At 71.0% G+C, this 20,132-nt stretch carries 17 protein-coding genes and 1 pseudogene; 4 read left to right on the top strand and 14 right to left on the bottom strand.

Annotation, left to right across the window (positions count from 1 at the left end):
- Window positions 1–18 precede the first annotated feature (18 nt).
- A complete protein-coding gene (locus IEZ21_RS43145; protein WP_033324005.1) occupies window positions 19–645 on the bottom strand; it encodes an NUDIX domain-containing protein in 627 nt (208 codons plus the stop codon).
- 81 nt (window positions 646–726) lie between these two features.
- Entirely contained in the window at window positions 727–2,376 is a 1,650-nt protein-coding gene (pyrG, locus tag IEZ21_RS43150; RefSeq protein ID WP_189327269.1) for a CTP synthase, read from the bottom strand.
- 490 nt (window positions 2,377–2,866) lie between these two features.
- Here pyrG and IEZ21_RS43155 point away from each other — a divergent pair, with 490 nt between their 5' ends.
- A complete protein-coding gene (locus IEZ21_RS43155) occupies window positions 2,867–4,675 on the top strand; it encodes a glycoside hydrolase family 15 protein (RefSeq protein ID WP_189327281.1) in 1,809 nt (602 codons plus the stop codon).
- Window positions 4,676–4,731: 56 nt separating this feature from the next.
- Window positions 4,732–6,372 (top strand): PucR family transcriptional regulator, encoded by a 1,641-nt coding sequence (locus IEZ21_RS43160; RefSeq protein ID WP_373302370.1) that lies wholly within the window; start codon window positions 4,732–4,734, stop codon window positions 6,370–6,372.
- A 4-nt stretch (window positions 6,373–6,376) separates the two neighbouring features.
- Here IEZ21_RS43160 and IEZ21_RS43165 read toward each other — a convergent pair whose 3' ends face one another.
- The 5 genes from IEZ21_RS43165 to IEZ21_RS43185 all read right to left on the bottom strand — a co-directional run bounded on the left by IEZ21_RS43165 (window position 6,377) and on the right by IEZ21_RS43185 (window position 11,790).
- A complete protein-coding gene (locus IEZ21_RS43165; protein ID WP_246568789.1) occupies window positions 6,377–7,519 on the bottom strand; it encodes a glycosyltransferase family 4 protein in 1,143 nt (380 codons plus the stop codon).
- Between the two features lie 214 nt (window positions 7,520–7,733).
- Window positions 7,734–9,452, bottom strand: coding sequence for a DNA repair protein RecN (gene recN / locus IEZ21_RS43170; protein WP_189327283.1), 1,719 nt, complete (start codon window positions 9,450–9,452; stop codon window positions 7,734–7,736).
- A 247-nt stretch (window positions 9,453–9,699) separates the two neighbouring features.
- A complete protein-coding gene (locus tag IEZ21_RS43175; RefSeq protein ID WP_189327271.1) occupies window positions 9,700–10,605 on the bottom strand; it encodes an NAD kinase in 906 nt (301 codons plus the stop codon).
- Window positions 10,602–11,417 carry a TlyA family RNA methyltransferase gene (locus IEZ21_RS43180; RefSeq protein ID WP_189327272.1) on the bottom strand — a complete coding sequence of 272 codons (816 nt, stop codon included), beginning with the start codon at window positions 11,415–11,417 and terminating at the stop codon, window positions 10,602–10,604. Before IEZ21_RS43180 ends, IEZ21_RS43175 begins: the two co-directional genes overlap by 4 nt.
- Window positions 11,418–11,424: 7 nt before the next feature.
- Window positions 11,425–11,790 (bottom strand): hypothetical protein, encoded by a 366-nt coding sequence (locus tag IEZ21_RS43185; RefSeq protein ID WP_189327273.1) that lies wholly within the window; start codon window positions 11,788–11,790, stop codon window positions 11,425–11,427.
- Window positions 11,791–11,832: 42 nt separating this feature from the next.
- Here IEZ21_RS43185 and IEZ21_RS43190 point away from each other — a divergent pair, with 42 nt between their 5' ends.
- A complete protein-coding gene (locus IEZ21_RS43190) occupies window positions 11,833–12,180 on the top strand; it encodes an SCP2 sterol-binding domain-containing protein (RefSeq protein WP_189327274.1) in 348 nt (115 codons plus the stop codon).
- 22 nt (window positions 12,181–12,202) lie between these two features.
- Here IEZ21_RS43190 and IEZ21_RS43195 read toward each other — a convergent pair whose 3' ends face one another.
- The 4 genes from IEZ21_RS43195 to IEZ21_RS43210 all read right to left on the bottom strand — a co-directional run bounded on the left by IEZ21_RS43195 (window position 12,203) and on the right by IEZ21_RS43210 (window position 16,399).
- Window positions 12,203–13,129 (bottom strand): ABC transporter ATP-binding protein, encoded by a 927-nt coding sequence (locus IEZ21_RS43195; RefSeq protein WP_189327275.1) that lies wholly within the window; start codon window positions 13,127–13,129, stop codon window positions 12,203–12,205.
- A complete protein-coding gene (locus IEZ21_RS43200; protein WP_246568791.1) occupies window positions 13,126–14,199 on the bottom strand; it encodes a FecCD family ABC transporter permease in 1,074 nt (357 codons plus the stop codon). Before IEZ21_RS43200 ends, IEZ21_RS43195 begins: the two co-directional genes overlap by 4 nt.
- Complete coding sequence (locus IEZ21_RS43205) at window positions 14,196–15,239, bottom strand: FecCD family ABC transporter permease (RefSeq protein ID WP_189327276.1); 1,044 nt, start codon at window positions 15,237–15,239, stop codon at window positions 14,196–14,198. The genes IEZ21_RS43200 and IEZ21_RS43205 overlap by 4 nt, the downstream gene beginning before the upstream one ends.
- 131 nt (window positions 15,240–15,370) lie before the next feature.
- Window positions 15,371–16,399 carry an HAD hydrolase-like protein gene (locus tag IEZ21_RS43210; RefSeq protein ID WP_189327277.1) on the bottom strand — a complete coding sequence of 343 codons (1,029 nt, stop codon included), beginning with the start codon at window positions 16,397–16,399 and terminating at the stop codon, window positions 15,371–15,373.
- 72 nt (window positions 16,400–16,471) lie between these two features.
- Between IEZ21_RS43210 and IEZ21_RS43215 the strand changes: the two genes are divergently transcribed.
- Window positions 16,472–17,761 (top strand): DUF1015 domain-containing protein, encoded by a 1,290-nt coding sequence (locus IEZ21_RS43215; protein ID WP_189327278.1) that lies wholly within the window; start codon window positions 16,472–16,474, stop codon window positions 17,759–17,761.
- Window positions 17,762–17,830: 69 nt separating this feature from the next.
- Here IEZ21_RS43215 and IEZ21_RS47010 read toward each other — a convergent pair whose 3' ends face one another.
- The 3 genes and pseudogenes from IEZ21_RS47010 to IEZ21_RS49195 form a co-directional block, all read right to left on the bottom strand.
- Window positions 17,831–18,637: a tetratricopeptide repeat protein gene (locus IEZ21_RS47010; RefSeq protein ID WP_194528581.1), complete on the bottom strand. Its 807-nt coding sequence runs from the start codon at window positions 18,635–18,637 to the stop codon at window positions 17,831–17,833.
- The gene (locus IEZ21_RS48565; protein WP_194528583.1) at window positions 18,529–19,125 is read right to left on the bottom strand and encodes a hypothetical protein; all 597 of its coding nucleotides are present in this window, start codon (window positions 19,123–19,125) and stop codon (window positions 18,529–18,531) included. Before IEZ21_RS48565 ends, IEZ21_RS47010 begins: the two co-directional genes overlap by 109 nt.
- Window positions 19,025–19,513 (bottom strand): annotated as a pseudogene (locus tag IEZ21_RS49195) (DEAD/DEAH box helicase); the annotation flags it as partial. The pseudogene IEZ21_RS49195 and the gene IEZ21_RS48565, both read right to left, overlap by 101 nt.
- Window positions 19,514–20,132: the final 619 nt, after the last annotated feature.

Below are 20,132 nucleotides of genomic sequence, written 5' to 3' on the forward strand. Positions count from 1 at the left end.
CTCGCGACCGGGCGAGGGTCACACCTCGAAGGGCCGCGCGGGCCACGGCGCCTCGGCCGGGCGCAGCGCGTCGAGACCCTCGCCGTTCTGGGCCGCGACCAGCGAAAGGACGCCCACGACAAGGCAGTTGTTGTGCAGCTCACCGGCGAGCACACCGCGGACGAGTTCCTCGACGGGGACCCGTGAGAGCTCCATGTCGGCCTCTTCGTCCTCGACCTCGAAGCGCTGGCCCTCGGCCTCGGACAGATCCCGGGCGAGGAAGATCCGTACGGCCTCGTCGCAGCCGCCCGGCGTTGTGTACACGTCGGTGAGCACCCGCCAGTCCTCGGCCTTGACGTGGGCCTCTTCGTAGAGCTCGCGCTGGGCGGCGTGCAGCGGGTTCTCGCCGGGGATGTCGAGCAGACCGGCCGGGATCTCCCACAGCTTCTGGCGTACGGGGTGCCGGTACTGGCGGATGACCAGGACGCGGCCCAGGTCGTCGAGGGCGAGGACCGCCACCGAACCGGGGTGGACCTGGTAGTCGCGGCGGACGACCGTCCCGTCGGGCATGACCACGTCGTCCGTGCGCACGGAGGTCTTGTTCCCCGTGAACGGAGTCTCGGTCGCCCTGACCTGCCACTCCTCGGCGGTGTCCTTGATGGTCATGTCGACTTGTCCTCCCACGTCCACAGAAACCGGGGCACGCGTCCCAAAGGACCCGCACCCCGGCAACCGTACAACCTCGTGTTACTTGGCCGTCTTCCGCTCCACAGCGGCCTTCACCAGGCCCGCGAACAGCGGATGCGGACGCGTCGGGCGCGAGCGCAGCTCGGGGTGCGCCTGGGTCGCGACCAGGTAGGGGTGGATGTCGCGCGGGTACTCCAGGTACTCCACGAGCTTGCCGTCCGGGGACGTGCCGGAGAACAGCAGACCGGCCTTCTTCTCCAGCTCGGTGCGGTAGGAGTTGTTCACCTCGTAGCGGTGACGGTGGCGCTCCTCGACGTACTCCTTGCCGCCGTACACCTCGCGCACGACCGAGCCCTCGGCGAGCTTGGCCGGGTACATGCCCAGCCGCATCGTGCCGCCCATGTCGCCCTCGCCGGCGACGATGTCGAGCTGCTCGGCCATGGTGGAGATGACGGGGTGACCGGTGGCGGCGTCGAACTCCGTGGAGTTGGCGTCCGCGATGTCGGCGAGATTGCGCGCGGCCTCGATCACGATGCACTGCAGACCGAGACACAGGCCGAGCAGCGGGATCTTGTTCTCGCGGGCGTACTGGATGGCGCCGACCTTGCCGGAGACGCCGCGGTCGCCGAAGCCGCCGGGGATGCAGATCGCGTCGACGTCGGCGAGCTGCTGGGCGGCACCCGCCGGGGTCTTGCAGTCGTCCGAGGTGACCCACTTGATCTTCACGCGCGCCTTGTTGGCGAACCCGCCCGCGCGCAGCGCCTCGGTGACCGAAAGGTATGCGTCGGGCAGGTCGATGTACTTGCCGACGAGCGCGAGGTTGATCTCGTGCTGCGGGTTGTGGACCCGGTCGAGCAGGTCGTCCCAGACCGTCCAGTCCACGTCGCGGAAAGCGAGGTCCAGCTTGCGGACGACGTAGGCGTCCAGGCCCTCGGTGTGCAGGACCTTGGGGATGTCGTAGATCGACTTGGCGTCGATGGCGGCGACCACGGCCGCCTCGTCGACGTCGCACATCAGCGAGATCTTGCGCTTGATCGCGGTCGGCACATCGCGGTCGGCGCGCAGCACGATCGCATCTGGCTGAATACCGATGTTGCGCAGAGCCGCAACCGAATGCTGCGTCGGCTTCGTCTTCAACTCCCCCGACGGTCCGATGTAGGGAAGGAGCGAGATGTGGACGACGAACACATTGTCGCGGCCGACCTCGTGACGGACCTGACGGACGGTCTCCAGGAACGGCAGCGACTCGATGTCGCCGACCGTGCCGCCCACCTCCGTGATCACCACGTCCACGTCGTCCGTGGCCATGCGCCGGATACGGTGCTTGATCTCGTTGGTGATGTGCGGGATGACCTGCACGGTGTCGCCGAGGTACTCGCCACGCCGTTCCTTGGCGATCACCGTCGAGTACACCTGGCCGGTGGTGATGTTGGCGGAGCCGTCCAGGTCCACGTCCAGGAAACGCTCGTAGTGACCGATGTCCAGGTCCGTCTCGGCGCCGTCATTGGTGACGAACACCTCACCGTGCTGGAACGGGTTCATGGTGCCCGGGTCGACGTTCAGATACGGGTCGAGCTTCTGCATCGTGACCCGCAGCCCCCTCGCCTTGAGCAGTGCGCCCAGGCTGGACGCGGTCAGGCCCTTGCCGAGGGAGGAGGCGACACCCCCGGTGACGAAGATGTGCTTGGTCGTCGAGGATTTGGAGGGCATGGCCAAGACGGGGCTCCCGTGGTCGCGGTTCGGAGTGCGGGCCGGCTGCCTGACCCGGGCGTTTCGGGAGGTGCCGTCGCTGCGGTTCGGGGGACCCCTCGCGTCGGTTTCTGCTTCGGGGGCGCCCACCGGTCCACGGGCTACCAGGGTATCAGCGCCCGAGGGAGGCCGCTTCCGGCCACGCTCCGCACACGGACCGACACGGGGCACAGTGGCGGTCACTCTTCCCACTCATCCGGCGCAATCGCTTTCCAGGGAGGGGCGCGCGGATCACCATCCTGCGTCGTATCCTGCTCGGACGATCGCTGCCGAGCCGGGCCGAACAACGGCACCACCCCGCCCGTATTCTCCGGACACAGAGCTCGTCAGTTCGTTTCGCACCAACAATCACTGCGACCATTGACGTCATGCAACGACGCTGTATTGACCCATTCCCCTGACCGCAAAGAGCAACCGCCCCTCGGGGGGCGACGTGGCCGTTCGACTGGAGATGCACGTGGCCGGGCGCATCGAGGACTACGCACTTATCGGAGACATGCAGACCGCAGCGCTGGTCTGCCGGGACGGCACGGTGGACTGGCTGTGCCTGCCCCGCTTCGACTCCCACGCCGTCTTCGCCGGACTGCTCGGCACCGAGGAGCACGGCTTCTGGCGCCTTGGCCCAGCCCACTCGGCGGACGCCGAACCGCCCAGAGCGGTCCGCCGCGGCTACCGCGGCGACTCCCTCATCCTCGAATCCGAGTGGGATACCCCACGTGGAACGGTCCGTGTGACCGATTTCATGCCCCCGCGTGACGGCGCACCCCAGCTGGTGCGGATCGTCGAGGGCGTCTCGGGCCGGGTGCCGATGCGCTCCGCGCTGCGGATGCGTTTCTCGTACGGCCGTGTCGTGCCCTGGGTGCACAAGCACGAGGGACGGACGGTGGCCGTCGCCGGGCCCGACTCCGTGTGGTTCGACACGACGGCCGAGACCTACGGCAAGTCGCTGACCACGTACGCGGACTTCACGGTGGCACCGGGCGACCGGATCGCCTTCACCATCTCCTGGCAGCCCTCGCACAAGGAGCCGCCCGCGCTGCCCGAGCCGGAGCAGGCCCTGGAGGCCACCGAGGAGTTCTGGCGCGAGTGGGTCGAGCAGTGCACGTACCACGGGCCCTACCGCGAGGCCGTGGTCCGCTCGCTGATCACCCTGAAGGCGCTGACGTACGCGCCGACCGGCGGCATCGTCGCCGCGCCCACCACCTCGCTGCCGGAGGAGATCGGCGGCGTCCGCAACTGGGACTACCGCTACACCTGGCTGCGCGACGCGGCCATCACTCTCTCCTCACTGCTGCGCACCGGCTACCGCGACGAGGCGCGCGCCTGGCGCGAGTGGCTGCTGCGCGCGGTCGCGGGCGACCCGGAGAGCCTGCAGATCATGTACGGCATCGCGGGCGAGCGGGAGTTGGGCGAGGCGGAGCTCGACTGGCTGCCCGGGTACGAGAACTCCGCGCCGGTACGCGTCGGGAACGGCGCCGCGCACCAGCTCCAGCTGGATGTCTACGGCGAGGTCACCGAGGCCCTGCACCTGGCGCACATGACGGGCCTGGCCCGCAACGACTACGCGTCCCTGCTGCAGCTCAAGCTGATCCGGTACCTGGAGAACCACTGGGACCAGCCGGACGAGGGCATCTGGGAGGTCCGCGGTCCGCGCCGGCACTTCGTGCACTCCAAGGTGATGGCCTGGGTCGCCGTCGACCGCACCATCAAGCTCATCGAGTCCGGCGACGCGGACGGTCCGCTGGAGAAGTGGCGCGAGCTGCGCGACGACATCCACCGCGATGTGTGTGAGAAGGGTTACGACAAGGAGCGCAACACCTTCACGCAGTCGTACGGCTCCAAGGAGCTGGACGCCTCGCTGCTGCTGATCCCGCAGATGGGCTTCCTGCCGCCGGACGACAAGCGGGTGATCGGCACGATCGAGGCCATCCAGCGGGAGCTGTCGACCACGGACGGCTTCATCCTGCGCTACCCCACCGCCGGTGAGGACGCGGGCGTGGACGGCCTGGAGGGTGACGAGGGTGCGTTCCTCGCCTGCTCGTTCTGGATGGCGGACGACCTGGCGATGATCGGCCGCGTGGACGAGGCCCGCAAGCTCTTCGAGAAGCTGCTCGCCCTGCGCAACGACCTCGGCCTGCTGGCCGAGGAGTGGGACCCGCGCCTGAAGCGCCAGGTGGGGAACTTCCCGCAGGCGTTCAGCCACGTGCCCCTGATCGACACGGCACTGCGGCTGACGGCTTCGGGGGCGTACGGCGGCTGATCGTCTGTCGCCGTTCGGCGGGCGCCGGTAGCGTCCGCCCCATGGACAGCGGGCTCATGGACAGCGGTGTCGACACGCCGGACGCGCCCGGTGGCGGGATCACCGTGCGGCGGGCCCTGGAGCTGCCCGGGCTGCGCGGTGGCCTGCCGGAGGTCCTGGCGGGCGCCGACCGGCTGGACCGTACCGTGCGCTGGGTGCACGCGGGTGAGGTGCCGCACATCGCCTCGCTGCTCAAGGGCGGCGAGCTGCTGCTGACCACGGGGTACGGGCTCGGCGCCCGCCCGGCCGAGCAGCGGGCGTTCGTGCGTACCCTCGCCGAGCGCGGGATCGCGGCGCTCGTCGTGGAGCTCGGTCCGCGCTTCACACGGTTGCCGGCGGCGCTCGTGGACACCGCGCGCGCGGCCGGTCTGCCGCTGGTCCAGCTGCACCGCGAGGTGCCGTTCGTGGCGGTCACCGAGGAAGTGCACACCGAGATCGTCAACGGCCACTACGCGCTGCTCCAGCGGGCCGAGGAGGTGCACCGCCGCTGCACCCAGGCGCTGCTCGGCGGGGGCGGGATCCCTCAAGTACTCGGCATTCTGGCCGACTTCAGCACAAATCCGGTGTTCCTGGAGACGCCGGACCGGCAGCTCCTGTACGCGGCCGGGGCCGGGCCCGCCGACACGGATCCGCTCCAGGTGTGGGAGGGCCTGCGCGGCCGGCACAAGGACGAACCGCCCACGGGTTCGGTACTCGTCGACGTCCCCGGTGGCGGGCCCGGCACCGGCTCGGTGCGGGCCCGGCTGGTGCTTCTGCCCGTCGCCGCCCCGCTCGCGCCCGTGCACCGGATGGCGGCGGAGCGGGCCGCGGGCATCCTCGCCGTGGTGCTGATGCAGGCCCGTCAGGAGGAGGAGCTGGCGGCGCGCGGTCGTGGCGACTTCCTCACCGATCTCGCCGAGGGCCGGGTCACCGCCGAGGACGCGCCCGCGCAGGCCCGCGTACTCGGCTTCAAGCCGGGCGGCGGCCCGCTGCTGCCGGTGGTGATGCGGCTGGCCGACGGTTTGTCCCCCGAAGGGGGAGGCTGGGCCGTCCTGGCGCGCGCGGTCGCCGAGGAGCTGGCCTCGGTGGGGGTGCCGGTCCTGGTGGGCGTACGCCCCGTCGAGGGCCGCGTACCGCTGCTTCTGGGCCTGCGCGCGGAGTCCGAACGCCGGGCCGTCGCGGACCGGGTGGCGGCGGCACTGCGGGCCGGTGTGGACCGGGCGAGCGTGCTGCGGCCCGGGGCGCAGCCGCCGGTCGTGGTGGTCGGCATGGCCGGTGGCTGGGCGGCGGCGTCGGCGGGCCTGCGGCACGCGGCCGAGGCGGCGACGGCGGCGCAGGGGCTGTCCGACCGCCCCTGGTACGACGCCCGGCGCCTGGACATCGACCTGTTGCTGTGGCGGCTGCGGGACCACTCCGACCTCGCCGCCTTCGTGGACCGCGCGATCGGCCCTCTCCTGGACCACGACAACCGTTCCAGGCCGCCGCTCCTGCCCACCCTGGAGACGTACTTGGCCCATGCCGGCCGCAAGGCGGAGACGGCACGCGAACTGCACCTCAACCGGCAGACGCTCTACAACCGCCTCGCCCGCATCGGGGAGTTGCTGGGGACCGACCTCGAAGACCCGCAGACGGTACTGGCACTGAGTCTGGCGCTGCGGGCCCGCAGGCTGGTCCCCTAGCCGACTACGGCAAGGGCAACGGCTTCGTCAACTCGTCGTAGACGCTGAGGACCTGGGCGACTGTCTCGTCCTCGGTCGGCCAGGAGGCGGTCTGGAGCGTGCCCTTGTCCTTCAGGACCTCACGCCGTTCCGGATCTGCAAGGAGGCGTACGACGGCGCCGGCGAGCGCTTCCGCATCTGCGTGCGGTACGAGTTCCGCGGCGTCACCGACCAGTTCGGGGATCCCGTCCATCTCGGCCGCGACGAGCGGCACGCGCGCGTGGAGGGCTTCCTGGGCGAGCACGGAGCGCGATTCCCCACCGCCGGGCAGCAGCGCGAGATCGGCTGCCGCCAGCAGCTCACCGACGTCGTCACGCCGCCCGACCAGACGTACCGGCAGCCCTTCGTCCTCGATACGCCCCTGAAGTTCCCCGCGCAGCGGCCCCTCCCCGGCGATCACGAGCAGCGGTACGGGATCCAGCCGCCGCCAGGCGCGCGCGGCGTCCAGCAACGTGTCGTACCCCCGGTGCCGCTCGAGCGAGCCGACCGCCATGAGCAACGGCCGGTCCGTGGCACCGAGTTCGGCCCGCGCCTTGGGACGCATCCGCTCCAGCTCCTCGCCCTCGAAGGCGGGCCGCCGCGCCCCCGGCAGCGCGACCGCGGCGAGCCGGGCGTCACGCGCCCCGCTGCGCCGGGCCCGCTCCACCAGGTCGGACGAGGTCCCCAGGACCACCGAAGCGGCCTTCGCGACCCGCCGCTCCAGCAGCCGCAGCAGATGCGCCCGCGCCCCCTCGGTGTGCGCGCGGCTGTGCCAGGTCACGATGAACGGGACACGCCGCCCACCGAGCGCCATGGCCGCCCTCATCCCGGCATGCAGCCCATGCGCGTGCACAAGATCGGCATCCGCACAGGCCGCCCGCAACGCGGCCACGGAAGCCGGGTCACTCCGCCGCGGCACGTGCACATGCTGGGCACCGACACCGCTGAAGTCGTACGCCCGGTCCGCCGCGACCGGTGCGCACACGGTCACGCGCACGCCTCGCGCCACAAGCCCCGACGCCAACGACCGCACATGCGCACTGCTCCCCGCACTGCCGCCGCCGAGCACCTGCACGGTACGCAGCGCCGATCGACCATGCGACAACTGGCTGCTCACAGTGGTGCTCACGTGGCCGGGGCTCCTGGTTCAGCGACGGGCGGTCACGAAGAAAGTACAGAGACAACGCACACGGGAACGCTCCGCTGGGGTGTACGGCGCGTTCTCCTACCCCTAAGGATGCCAGGACGCAGGGACTTCCAGGACCACAGATGTGGCGGTGGGCCCGCCCAACCGGTGGGAGACGGGACCGCGGAGCCGTCAAGGCCACGCCGCGGAGCGGCAGTTACCCGTCTCCCCGAGCCGTCGCCAGCAGTTCTTCCGCGTGGGCGCGGGCCGTTTCCGAGTTCTCCTGGCCCGCCAGCATGCGGGACAGTTCGCGGATGCGGTCCTCGCCCTCCAGGGCCTTCACACCGGAGCGGGTGACCGAGCCGTCGCTGGTCTTCTCGACGAGGAGTTGCCGGTCGGCGAAGGCGGCGACCTGGGGCAGGTGGGTGACGACGACGACCTGTGCGGTCTTGGCGAGGCGGGCGAGCCGGCGGCCGATCTCGACCGCGGCCTTGCCGCCGACGCCCGCGTCGACCTCGTCGAAGAGGTACGTCGGCACCGGATCCGTACCCGCGAACACGACCTCCACCGCGAGCATCACGCGCGACAGCTCACCACCGGACGCGCCCTTGGCGATGGGCCGCGGCGGCGCCCCCGGGTGCGGCGCGAGAAGCAACTCGACCTCGTCCACGCCGGCAGGCCCGTACGCGACCGTACGACCGCCCACCTCCACGCCGTCCGGGTCCTCCGTCTGCCGGATCGCGAACGACACACGCGCGTGCGGCATGGCGAGCGAGGCGAGCTCGGCGGTCACGGCAGCGGCGAACCGCTCGGCGGCCTCCGTACGAGCATCCGTCAACGCCTGCGCCAAGCCGCCCAGTTCGGCCCGCAACGCGTCCCGTTCGGCCGTCAGCTCACCGATCCGGTCGTCGTCCCCCTCCAACTCCAGGAGCCGCGCGGCACCTTGCTCGGCCCAGGCCAGCACGGCAGCCACGTCCTCGCCGTACTTGCGCGTCAGCGCGGTGAGCGCGGCCCGCCGTTCCTCGACCGCCGCAAGCCGCAGCGGATCGGCGTCCAGGTCATCGGCGTACCCCGCCAACTCCCCCGCCACATCGCCCAGCAGAATCCCGATCTCCCCGAGCCGTTCGGCGAGCGCGGCCAGCGCGGAGTCGTGGGAACGCACCGACTCCAGGGCCCGGTGCGCGCCCGCGACGAGTGTCGTGGCGTCGATGCCCTCGGGGTCCTCGGGGTTGCCGGCCAGCGCCGCGTGCGCCGCCGTGGCCGCGGACGCGAGCGCCTCCGCGTGCCCCAGCCGCTCGGCCTCGGCCGCCAGCTCCACGTCCTCGCCCGCCCGCGGCTCCACCGCCGCGATCTCGTCGAGCCCGAAGCGCAGCATGTCGGCTTCCTGGGCACGTTCCCGCGCGCGCGTGGTGATCTCGTCCAGCTCGGCCGAGATGGCCCGCAACCGACGGTAGGCGCTCGCGTACTTGGCGAGCGGCACAGCGACCGCGTCCCCCGCGTACCGGTCGAGCGCCTGCCGCTGCCGGGACTGCTTGAGCAGCCCCTGCTGATCGCTCTGCCCGTGCACGGCGACAAGCTCGTCGGCGAGTTCGGCGAGCACCCCCACGGGCACGGAACGCCCGCCCAAATGCGCCCGAGAGCGCCCTTCGGCGGACACGGTACGACTGATCAACAGCGCCCCGTCGTCGAGCTCGGCCCCCGCCTCCTCGGCCCGTACGACCGCAGAGGCACCCTCGGGAACAGTGATCCGCCCCTCCACCACAGCGTTCTTGGCACCGATCCGCACGAGACCCGCATCCGCACGCCCGCCCAGCAACAGCCCAAGGCTGGTGACCACCATCGTCTTACCCGCCCCGGTCTCACCGGTCACGGCGGTAAAGCCGGGCGACAACTCGACAACGGCGTCATCGATGACTCCGAGCGACCGTATCCGCATCTCCTCCAACACGGACACGACCTTACGAGGTTTCCCTGGGCCGGTGCGACGCCCCCTGTGTTCGTTGCGTGAAGGCGCAGGCTTTTCAGGGGCGCGGGGCTGTATCGATGTGCGGCTCCGCCGCGTGGGCGCGACCAGCCACGACGCACCCGCAGCGAACATACGACCCCTGGGGGGCCTGGGGGCGCAGCCCCCAGTTTCGGGAAGGGGCGGGGCTGGGGAAAGAAAACCCACCCGCCCCCAACCGCTAGTGCGGCGCCCCCCGCCAACCAGCCACAGGCAACGCGAACTTGGCAACCAGCCGGTCCGTGAACGACGCATGGTGCAACCGAGCCAGCCGCACCGGCACAGCCCCCCGCCGAACCTCCACCCGCGCCCCCTCCGGCAACTCGATCGTCCGCCGCCCATCGCACCACAACACCCCATGCGGAGTGTGCGGCTGAACCTCCACAGCAAGCACCGAATCCGGCGAGGTGACCAACGGCTTCGCGAACAGCGCATGCGCACTGATCGGCACCATGAGCAGCGCCTCGACCTCCGGCCACACCACAGGCCCACCGGCGGAAAAGGCGTACGCCGTAGACCCGGTAGGAGTCGCGCAGACTATGCCGTCGCACCCGAACCCGGTGACGGGCCGCCCGTCGATCTCGAGAACCACCTCAAGGAGCCGCTCGGCGGAAACCTTCTGCACGGCGGCCTCGTTGAGCGCCCAGTCGGTGTGCACGACATCACCGTTGCTGTGCACGACGACGTCGACGGTCATCCGCTCCTCGACCTCGTACGCCCGGGTCACAACCCGGTCGACAACCTTGTCGAGATCGTCGCGCTCGGCCTCCGCGAGGAAGCCGACACGCCCCAGGTTGACGCCGAGCATCGGCACCCCCGAGGCGCGCGCGAACTCGGCGCCACGCAGCAGCGTCCCGTCACCGCCCAGCACGATCAGCAGCTCACACCCGTCGAGGCACTCGGGAGTCGCCTCCTTGACGAGTTCCACCGCCGGCGGCAACGGCAGATCGGCCGCCTCGTACTCGAGCACCCGCACGCCGAGCCCGGAGCGCAACAGCCCCTGGACGACGAGCTCGGCACTGCGGATGGCCGCGGGCCGCCCGGTGTGGGCCAGCAGGAAAACAGTACGAGCTCGGGTATCGGTCAACGCGGCCCCTCCGCCACTGCACGGTCTACGTCGGCCGGGTCCAGTTCGGGTGCACCGGCTCGTAGCCACAGAAAGTACTCGACGTTCCCCGAGGGCCCGGGCAGCGGGCTGGCCGTGACGCCCTTCACCCCGAGCCCCAACCCCCACGCGTGCCGGGCCACCCCGCGCACGGCCTCGGCCCGCAGTTCGAGGCTGCGTACGACACCGCCGCTCCCCAGCCGCTCCTTGCCCACCTCGAACTGCGGCTTGACCATCATCACCAGATCGGCATCGGGCGCCGCGCACCGCACGAGGGCGGGCAGCACCAGTCCGAGCGGGATGAAGGACAAGTCACCGACAATAAGATCCACCGGCTCCCCATCGATCGCCTCCAACGTCAACTCGCGTACGTTCTTACGGTCCTTGACGGTGACCCGTTCATCGCTTTGGAGTGACCATGCCAGCTGCCCGTAGCCGACGTCGACGGCGACGACGTGGGCGGCCCCCGCGCGCAGCAGTACATCGGTGAATCCGCCGGTCGAGGCGCCGGCGTCCAGCGCCCGCCGCCCCTCGACCTTCAGGCCCTGCGGCGCGAAGACCTTCAGCGCCCCCGCCAGCTTGTGGCCGCCGCGTGAGACGTAGTCGGGGTCGCTGTCGTCGCGGGTGACCACGATGGCGGCGGCGGTCTCCACCTGGGTGGCGGGCTTCGTCGCGAGGGTCTTGCCGACAGAGACCCGCCCGGCGGCGATCAGCTGGCCGGCGTGCTCCCGCGAGCGGGCGAGCTTCCGGCGGACCAGCTCGGCGTCGAGGCGGCGTCGTGCCACTCCTGCCACGTTCGGTTCAGCTCCTGTTGTTCATGCCGTACGGCGCCGGGGGCCCCGGAGATCCCGAGGGTCCCTGGGGTCCCGGGCGGGCGTCGAGTGCGGTGAGCGCGTCGCGCAGCCCCCGGTGCACATCTTCGTACACCTCGATGTGCCCGTCCGCGGCGAGGTGGTCGGCATCGGCCAGGCGGTCGAGTTGGGCGTCCACCTCGGCATTCCCGGTGGGGGTACGCGGCACGTTCAGCGGGGCGGGGGCGGCGGGGTCGTACGCGGATCCGGTCTCCCGGCCGGCTTCGGGTCCGCCCTGGGATCCGGCCTCGGATTCGGTCTCCGGGCCGGCCTCGGGTTCGGACGCCGGTTCGGCGGGAAGCTCCCAGTCGTTCATGCCCCGACGCTACCGCGAAGCGCTGGGGTACCGTCGTCCGCGATGGCCACGATTGAGGAGTGCCGCAGCGCACTCGACAAGCTCTCGGACAACATGGCGGGCGCGGAGGGCGGCGTGCGCAGTGCCGCCGCCCTGGACCGCTCGCTGAGCTGCCGCATCACCGACCTCGACATCACCTTCGTAGGGCGTCTCAAGGACGGCCGCATCGAGGTGCTCGACACCGTGCAGGGCCCTCCGCCAGAGAAGGCCCAGATCCGGCTCGCGATGAGCGGTGACGATCTGGTCTCCCTGGTGGACGGCGAGCTGCACTTCGCGAAGGCCTGGGGCTCGGGCCGGGTCAGGCTCGAAGCGAGCCTGCGCGACCTTCTCCGGCTCAGAAAGCTGCTCTGACCCATCACCCGGTTCAGGACCTTCAGGAGCCCTTCGCGACGCTGACAGCAGCGGACGTACGCGCCTTCCGCGCCGCCGGCACCACCAGCGGCGTACCCGTCTCCGGGTCGTCGATGACCTGGCAGCGCAGCCCGAAGACCTCCTCGACCAGCTCGGCGGTGACGATGTCTGCCGGCGCGCCCTGCGCGATGATCGACCCCTCTCGCAGGGCGATCAGATGCGTCGCGTACCGGGCCGCGTGGTTGAGGTCGTGCAGCACGGCGACCAGGGTCCGGCCCTGCTCCTCGTGGAGTTCGGCACACAGGTCGAGTACGTCGATCTGGTGCTGGATGTCGAGAAAGGTGGTCGGCTCGTCGAGCAGCAGCAGCGGCGTCTGCTGCGCGAGTGCCATGGCGATCCAGACGCGCTGACGCTGGCCTCCGGAGAGTTCGTCGACATAGCGGTCGGCCAGCTCGGCGACCCCGGTCGAGGCCATCGACTCCCGTACGACCCGCTCGTCCTCCGACGACCACTGCCGCAGCAGCCCCTGGTGCGGATAGCGCCCGCGGCCCACCAGGTCGCCGACCGTGATCCCGTCGGGCGCGATCGACGACTGCGGCAGCAGCCCGAGCGTCCTGGCCACCTTCTTCGCGGGCATCGACTGGATGACCTGCCCGTCGAGCAGCACCCGGCCCTGGCTCGGCTTCAGCATCCGGGACAGGGCGCGCAGCAGGGTGGACTTGCCGCAGGCGTTCGGGCCGACGATGACGGTGAAGGAGTTGTCGGGTATCTCGACCGACAGCTGCTCGGCGATGACCCGCTGGTCGTAGGCGAGGGTGACGTTCTCGGCGGACAGGCGGTTCGTGGACGGGCCGTTAGCGGACGGGCGGTTCACAGTGCCAGTGCTCCTTTGGGTCTTCGTGTGCGGCCCGCCATCGGCGCCCGTACTCGTCTTGCCGTCGGTGTTCATATCCGGCCCGCCTTGCGCTCGGTGAAGAGGAGCCACAGCAGATAGATGCCGCCGAGCACTCCGGTCACCACCCCGACGGGTAGCTGGTCGGCGCCGAAGGCCCGCTGCGAGGCCCAGTCCGCGACGACCAGCAGCGTGGCGCCCATGCACATCGCGGGCAGCAGGTTCGGCCCCGGCGAGCGAGTGAGGCGCCGGGCGAGCTGCGGCGCGGTGAGCGCGACGAAGGCGACCGGGCCCGCGGCGGCGGTGGCGGCCGCGGTGAGCAGCACGGCGGCCAGCATCAACAGCATCCGCGTCCGCTCGACCCGCACCCCGAGTGCGTACGCGACGTCGTCGCCCATCTCGAGCATGTACAGCCCGCGCGCATTGCCGAGGACGAGCGGTACGAGGACGGCGCTCAGCGCGAGCAGCGGCCAGACCTGGTCCCAGTCACGGCCGTTGAGCGAACCCGTCATCCAGACGACCGCACGGGTCGCGTCCACGATGTCGGCCTTGGTGAGCAGGTAACCGTTCACGGCCACGGCCATCGCGGAGACACCGATACCGACCAGGACCAGTCGATACCCGTGCACACCCCGCTTCCAGGCGAGCACATAGATGGCAAGTCCGGTCACCAGACCGCCGAAGAGCGCCCCGAGGGTGACCTCGGCCGCACTCCCAGAGAACAGCACGATCACGGTGAGCGCGCCGGCCGTCGCGCCCTGCGCGAGACCGAGCACGTCCGGACTGCCCAGCGGATTGCGGGAGATGGCCTGGAAGAGCGCACCGCCGAGCCCGAGCGAGGCCCCCACCAGGAGACCGACGAGAACCCGCGGCAGCCGCAGTTCGTTGACGATGAACTCCTGCCCCACGTCGCCGTCGCCGAACAGCGTCTTGAGCACGTCGCCGACCGGGATCGGGAAGTCGCCCGTGCCGATGAGGACGACGCTCGCGGTGAGCGCGGCCACCAGCAGCAGGACGACAACTGTGAGCGAGCGGACGTCGATACGAACGGACAGCCCGCCGCGGGTACGGACGGGCCGGGCGCGGAACGGCCGGGCAGAACCGGCCTGCTTGGTCAGGACCTTCACAGCTGCGCCGTCCTCCGCCGTCGTACGAGAAAGATGAAGACCGGGCCGCCGAGGATCGCGGTGACGATGCCGACCTGGAGCTCGGCGGGCCGCGCGACCATCCGGCCGACCACATCGGCGCCGAGCAGCAGCACCGGCGAGAGCACGGTGGCGTACGGCAGGATCCAGCGCATGTCGGGCCCGGTGAAGGACCGTACGACGTGCGGGACCATCAGCCCGACGAACACGATCGGCCCGCAGGCCGCCGTCGCGGCCCCGCACAGCAAGGTCGCGGCCGCCATGGACAGCGCGCGGGTACGGCCCAGATGCGCGCCGAGCGCACGGGCGGTGTCGTCGCCCATGGCCATGGCGTTCAGCGGCCGGGCAAGAGCCAGCGCCAGGACCGTACCGATCGCGAGGAACGGCAGCACCTGCTCGATGGTCCTGTCGTTGGCCGAGGACAGCGAACCGACCGTCCAGAAGCGCATCTTGCCGAGTGCCGCCTGGTCCATGATCATCACGGCCTGTAGATAGCCGTAGAGCGCGGCACTGAGCGCGGTGCCCGCGAGCGCGAGCCGCACCGGCGTCGCGCCCCGGCTGCCGCCGAGTACGTACACCAGGACCCCGACCACGGCCGCGCCTCCGAAGGCGAACCACACATAGCCGCTCAGCGAGGTGACGCCGAAGTAGGTGATGGCCGTGACGACGGCCGCGGACGCGCCCGCGTTGATGCCGAGCAGTCCGGGATCGGCCAGCGGGTTGCGGGTGAGCGCCTGGAGGACGGCTCCGGCGAGGCCGAGCGCAGAGCCGGCGAGCAGCCCGAGGACGGTACGCCAAAGCCGCTCGTTCACCACGACGTCGCCGTACGTGCCCGAGTCGTCGAACAGGCCGTGCCAGACCTGGCTCAGGGACAGGTCTTTCGCGCCGATCGCGATGCTCGCCAGCGCGATGAGCACCAGCACGGCCAGGGACACGAGGAGCCCGGCGGCCCGTATCGCCCGGCGCTTGGGGGGCGCGGGGGCGGTCTCTGCGTTCGGTTCCGGGGGACTGTCGACCAACACGCAGTTAGGTTAGCCTACCCTCCCTATTTGGCTCGATTCGTGTGCCCGCAGGACTCCGTCGGACCTCGCGGACCTGCACGTACGCTCGCTCCCGGAGCCCGCGAGCAGCGGCGTCCCAGGTGGCCTGCGGCTCAAAGTCCCAGCCGTGCCAGTGCCTTGCCCCCGTCCAGCTCGCATGTCCCGTCCCCGGCCGCCGTCCAGGCGGCGGCGCACAGCGCCCGCAGCCCGTCGAGCGCCTCGCCCTCACCCTCCAGCTCGAACCGCTCATCGCCGGCCGTGGCGGTCCAACCCCCACAGCGGAACCCCTCGCCCACCTCGACGACCTCGGGCTGCCCGGTCAACAGCCCCCGCAGATCGGCGTCCACATACGTCGGCCGGTGCTCCGGCGACGCGGCAAGGAGCTGCGCGCCGTCCGTGACCCCGGTCAGCACCAGCAGCGAGTCCACCTCGCCGTTGAACGCCCCCTCGATGTCCGTGTCCAGCCGGTCCCCGACCACCAGCGGCCGCACCGCCCCCGTCCGCAGAATCGTCTCCCGGTGCATGGGCGGCAGCGGCTTTCCGGCCACCTGCGGCTCGGCACCCGTCGCGATCCGTACGACCTGCACGGCCGCCCCGTTACCCGGAGCGATCCCCCGCGCACCGGGAATCGTCAGGTCGGTGTTCGACGCGAACCACGGCACCCCGCGCGCGATGGCGTAACAGGCCTCCGCGAAACGCCCCCAGGGCAGCTCCGGCCCCCCGTACCCCTGCACGACCGCCACCGGCTCGTCCTCGGCCGACTCGACCGGCACGAGCCCACGCTCGCGCAGCGCGACCCGCAGCCCGTCCCCGCCGATCACCAACACCCGCGCTCCCGCGGACACTTGCTCGCTGATCAGTCGGGCCACGGCCTGCGCCGAGGTGATGACGTCCGACTCCTCGGCCGGTATCCCCAGCTCCGTGAGGTGCGCGGCCACCGTGTCGGGTGTCCGCAGTGCGTTGTTCGTGACGTATGCGAGATGCATCCCGCCCGCCCGAGCGGTGCCGAGCGACTGGACGGCGTACGCGATCGCCTCCCCGCCCGCGTACACCACCCCGTCCAGATCGAGCAGCGCCGTGTCGTACGCCTCGCTCAGGGGCCGGTCACTCCCCTCGGGCCGCGTCCTCACGGTCTGGCTCATTTCGTATCGCTCCTCGTTCGATCCCATTGCCCCGATCATCGCGCATGCCACTGACACTCTTACGATGCATCAATGAATACTGCAGGTCCCGCGGACGTACCGGCCCGCATGGGCCTTGACCTCACCCCGTTCCGGGGCCTGCGCTACGACCCCGACCGGGTCGGCAGCCTCTCCGCCGTGACATCCCCGCCGTACGACGTGGTCGTACGCCCCGACGGACTACACCACCTCGAATCGTCCGACCCGCACAACATCGTCCGTCTGATCCTCCCCCAGGCCACCACGCCCGCCGCCCGCAACAAGAAGGCGGCGGACACCCTCCAACGCTGGCTCGCCGAGGGCGTCCTGGCCGCCGACTCCGAGCCGGGCCTGTACGTCTACGAACAGCGCGCCGACGACGGCATGCTCCAGCGCGGCCTCATAGGCGCCCTGCGCCTGTCGGAGCCGTCGGAGGGCGTGGTCCTGCCGCACGAGGACGTCATGCCGCACATCGTCGCGGACCGCGCGGACCTGATGCGCGCCACGTCCGCGAACCTCGAACCCCTCCTCCTGACCTACCGCGGCAACGGCTCCGCCGCCGACGCGACCGCCATCATCGAACGCACGGCCCAGCATCCGCCGCTCCTGGCCACAACCACGGAGGACGGCTTCAGCCACCGCCTGTGGTCGGTGACCGACCCCGAGGACCTGACGGCGATCCAGAAGGGCCTGGCCCGCCGCCAGGCCCTCATCGCGGACGGCCACCACCGCTGGGCCACGTATCTGCGCCTGCGCGCCGAACACCCCTCCCCCAGCTCCTGGGATTTCGGTCTAGTGCTCCTGGTCGACACCGCGCGCTACCCGCTCCGCGTCCGCGCGATCCACCGCCTCCTGCACCACCTTCCCGTCGCGGACGCCCTGGCCGCCCTCGGCGACTCCTTCCGCGTACGCCCCGTCGAAGGCCCCCTGTCCGAAGCCCTGGAGGCCCTCTCTGTAGCGGCCGCCGAGGGAAATGCCTTCCTCCTTGCCGGCGATGGTGCCTTCCACCTGGTCGATCACCCCTCCCCGGACCTTCTCGCCCGTACGGTCCCGGCCGACCGCCCGGAGGCCTGGCGCACCCTCGACGCAACGGTTCTGCACTCCGCGCTCCTCGACCACATCTGGCGCATCCCGGATGTCCCGGAGCACATCGCGTACATCCACGACACCGCCGCCACAGTCAGCAAGGCCGAACACGAGGGCGGCACGGCCGTTCTGATGCACCCGGTCTGCGAAGAAGTCGTACGCGACCTGGCGAGCCTGGGCGTCACGATGCCCCGCAAGTCGACATCGTTCGGCCCGAAGCCGGCATCGGGCCTGGTGCTGCGCGCACTCGAGCGCTGATACGCGGATGGGCGGGACCCCGTGGGGACCCCGCCCATCATGCACGTACGCCTCCTGCGCGGGCGCCAGTCAGCGCTCCAGGCCGCTGCCCTCGTCCTCTTCGGAGTCATCCCTTTCGGACTTTTCGGAGTCATCCTCGGCCGACGCGGGCGCGATGTCGCTCTCGCTGTCCCTTTCGCTGTCCGTCTCGCTCTCGTCGGCGAGTACGTCGACGAACTCGACGCCGTCCATCTCGGCGAGCCGGTCCGAGGCGTCCGTGGTGCCGTCCTTGTCGGACTCGACGGCCTTCGCGAACCACTCGCGCGCCTCGTCCTCACGCCCGGCCGCGAGCAGCACGTCGGCGTACGCGTAGCGCAGCCGCGCCGTCCAGGGCTGAACCGAATTGGACGCCAGCTCAGGGCTCTGCAGCGTCACGATGGCGGCGTCGAGCTGCCCCATGTCGCGCCGCGCCCCGGCCGCCACGAGCCGCATCTCGACCTGACCCGCCTTGTCCAGCTTCTGCACCTCGGGCGCCCCGGCCATCTCCATCGCCTTCTCAGGCCGACCGAGACCCCGCTCGCAGTCCGCCATGACGGGCCACAGGTCCACGTTCCCGGTCATCCGCCGCGCGGCCCGGAACTCGGCGAGCGCCTCGCTGTACTTCTGGTTCGCGTACGCCGCGAAGCCGGCCGCCTCGCGCACGGCGGCCACACGCGACGCCAGCCGCAGGGCGACCTTGGAGTAGCCGTACGCGCCCTCGGGGTCCTCGTCGATGAGCCTGGCCACCATCACCAGGTTCTTGGCGACATCCTCGGCAAGCCCTTTCGGCAGACTCTGCAGCTCCTGCCGTACGTCCTTGTCGATCTCCTCGCCGGTGACGTCCTCGGGGATCGGCAGCCGCTTGATCGGCTCGCGGTCCCGCTCACGCTCCTCACGGAAGCGCCCGCCACCACGCCGGTCATCACCCCGCCGGTCGTCCCGCCCCCGGAAACCACCGGGCCCCCCACGGCTGTCCTCACGCCGCGGCCCACGGCCACCACGCTCGTCCCGTCCGCGCTCATCCCGCCCACGGAAGCCACCGCGGCTGTCGTCATCACGCCGGAACCCACCGCGATCGCCACGGTCCCCGTCCCGCCGATCGTCACGGCGTGCGTAACCGCCGCGGTCACCCTGCCGCTGCTCATCACGCCGATCGTCCCTGCGATCGTCACGACGGAAGCCACCGCGATCACCATCGCGGCGGTCGTCACGGCTTGCGGCCGGCCGGTCGCCCTCACGCCGGGGGCCACCCCGGCTGTCGTCCCGACGGAAACCACCACGGTCACCGCCACCCCGACTGTCATCACGACGGTCATCGCGCCGCGGCCCACCAGGACGATCGTCACGACGGAACGCCGGACGGTCCCCCTCACGCCGGAACCCACCCCGGTCACGATCGTCGCCTTGCCGCTCGTCGCGACGGAACCCTCCGCCACGGTTCTCATCCCGACGGAAGCCACCGCGATCGCCACGGTCCTCACCGCGGCGATCATCCCGCCGGAAGGCCGGCCGGTCACCGCCACCACTGTTGTCACGCCGGAACGCCGGGCGGTCCCCACCACCCCGGCTGTCGTCCCGACGGAACCCACCACGATCACCGCCACCACGCCGGTCATCACCACGGAAGCCACCACGCTCGCCGTCCCTGCGATCGTCACGACGGAAGCCACCGCGATCGCCGCGGCCATCATCGCGGCGGTCGTCACGGCGTACGGCCGGCCGGTCGCCCTCACGCCGGGGGCCACCCCGGCTGTCGTCCCGACGGAAACCACCACGGTCACCGCCACCCCGACTGTCATCACGACGGTCATCGCGCCGCGGCCCACCAGGACGATCGTCACGACGGAACGCCGGACGGTCTCCACGATCCCGGTCGTCACGCCCACGGAAGCCGCCACCGCCACGATTGTCGTCCCGACGGAAGCCACCACGATCGCCGCGATCACCATCGCGACGGTCGTCACGGCGTACGGCCGGCCGGTCACCGCCACCACTGTTGTCACGACGGAACGCCGGCCGGTCGCCCTCACGCCGGGGGCCACCCCGGCTGTCGTCCCGACGGAAACCACCACGGTCACCGCCACCCCGACTGTCATCACGACGACCGTAGCCGCCACGGTCGTTGTCGCGCCGCGGCCCCCCGCGGGAGGCGCCGCGGTCACCACTGTCCCGGCGGCGCTGATCGCGCTCCGGTCGCTCGTCGGGAGAGTTGGTGGACATGGTGACTCCTGTCATTGATACCGCAAGTCATTCTCGCGCAGAAACGGGTACCCTGCGCGCTTCGGAAAAACAAAAAAGGACCTCTGGTCCCAGCGAGTCGCTGGGACCAGAGGTCCTCCAAATATTGTTCGGC

It is taken from the genome of Streptomyces flaveus (assembly GCF_014647675.1).
Classification (GTDB): Bacteria; Actinomycetota; Actinomycetes; order Streptomycetales; family Streptomycetaceae; genus Streptomyces; species Streptomyces flaveus.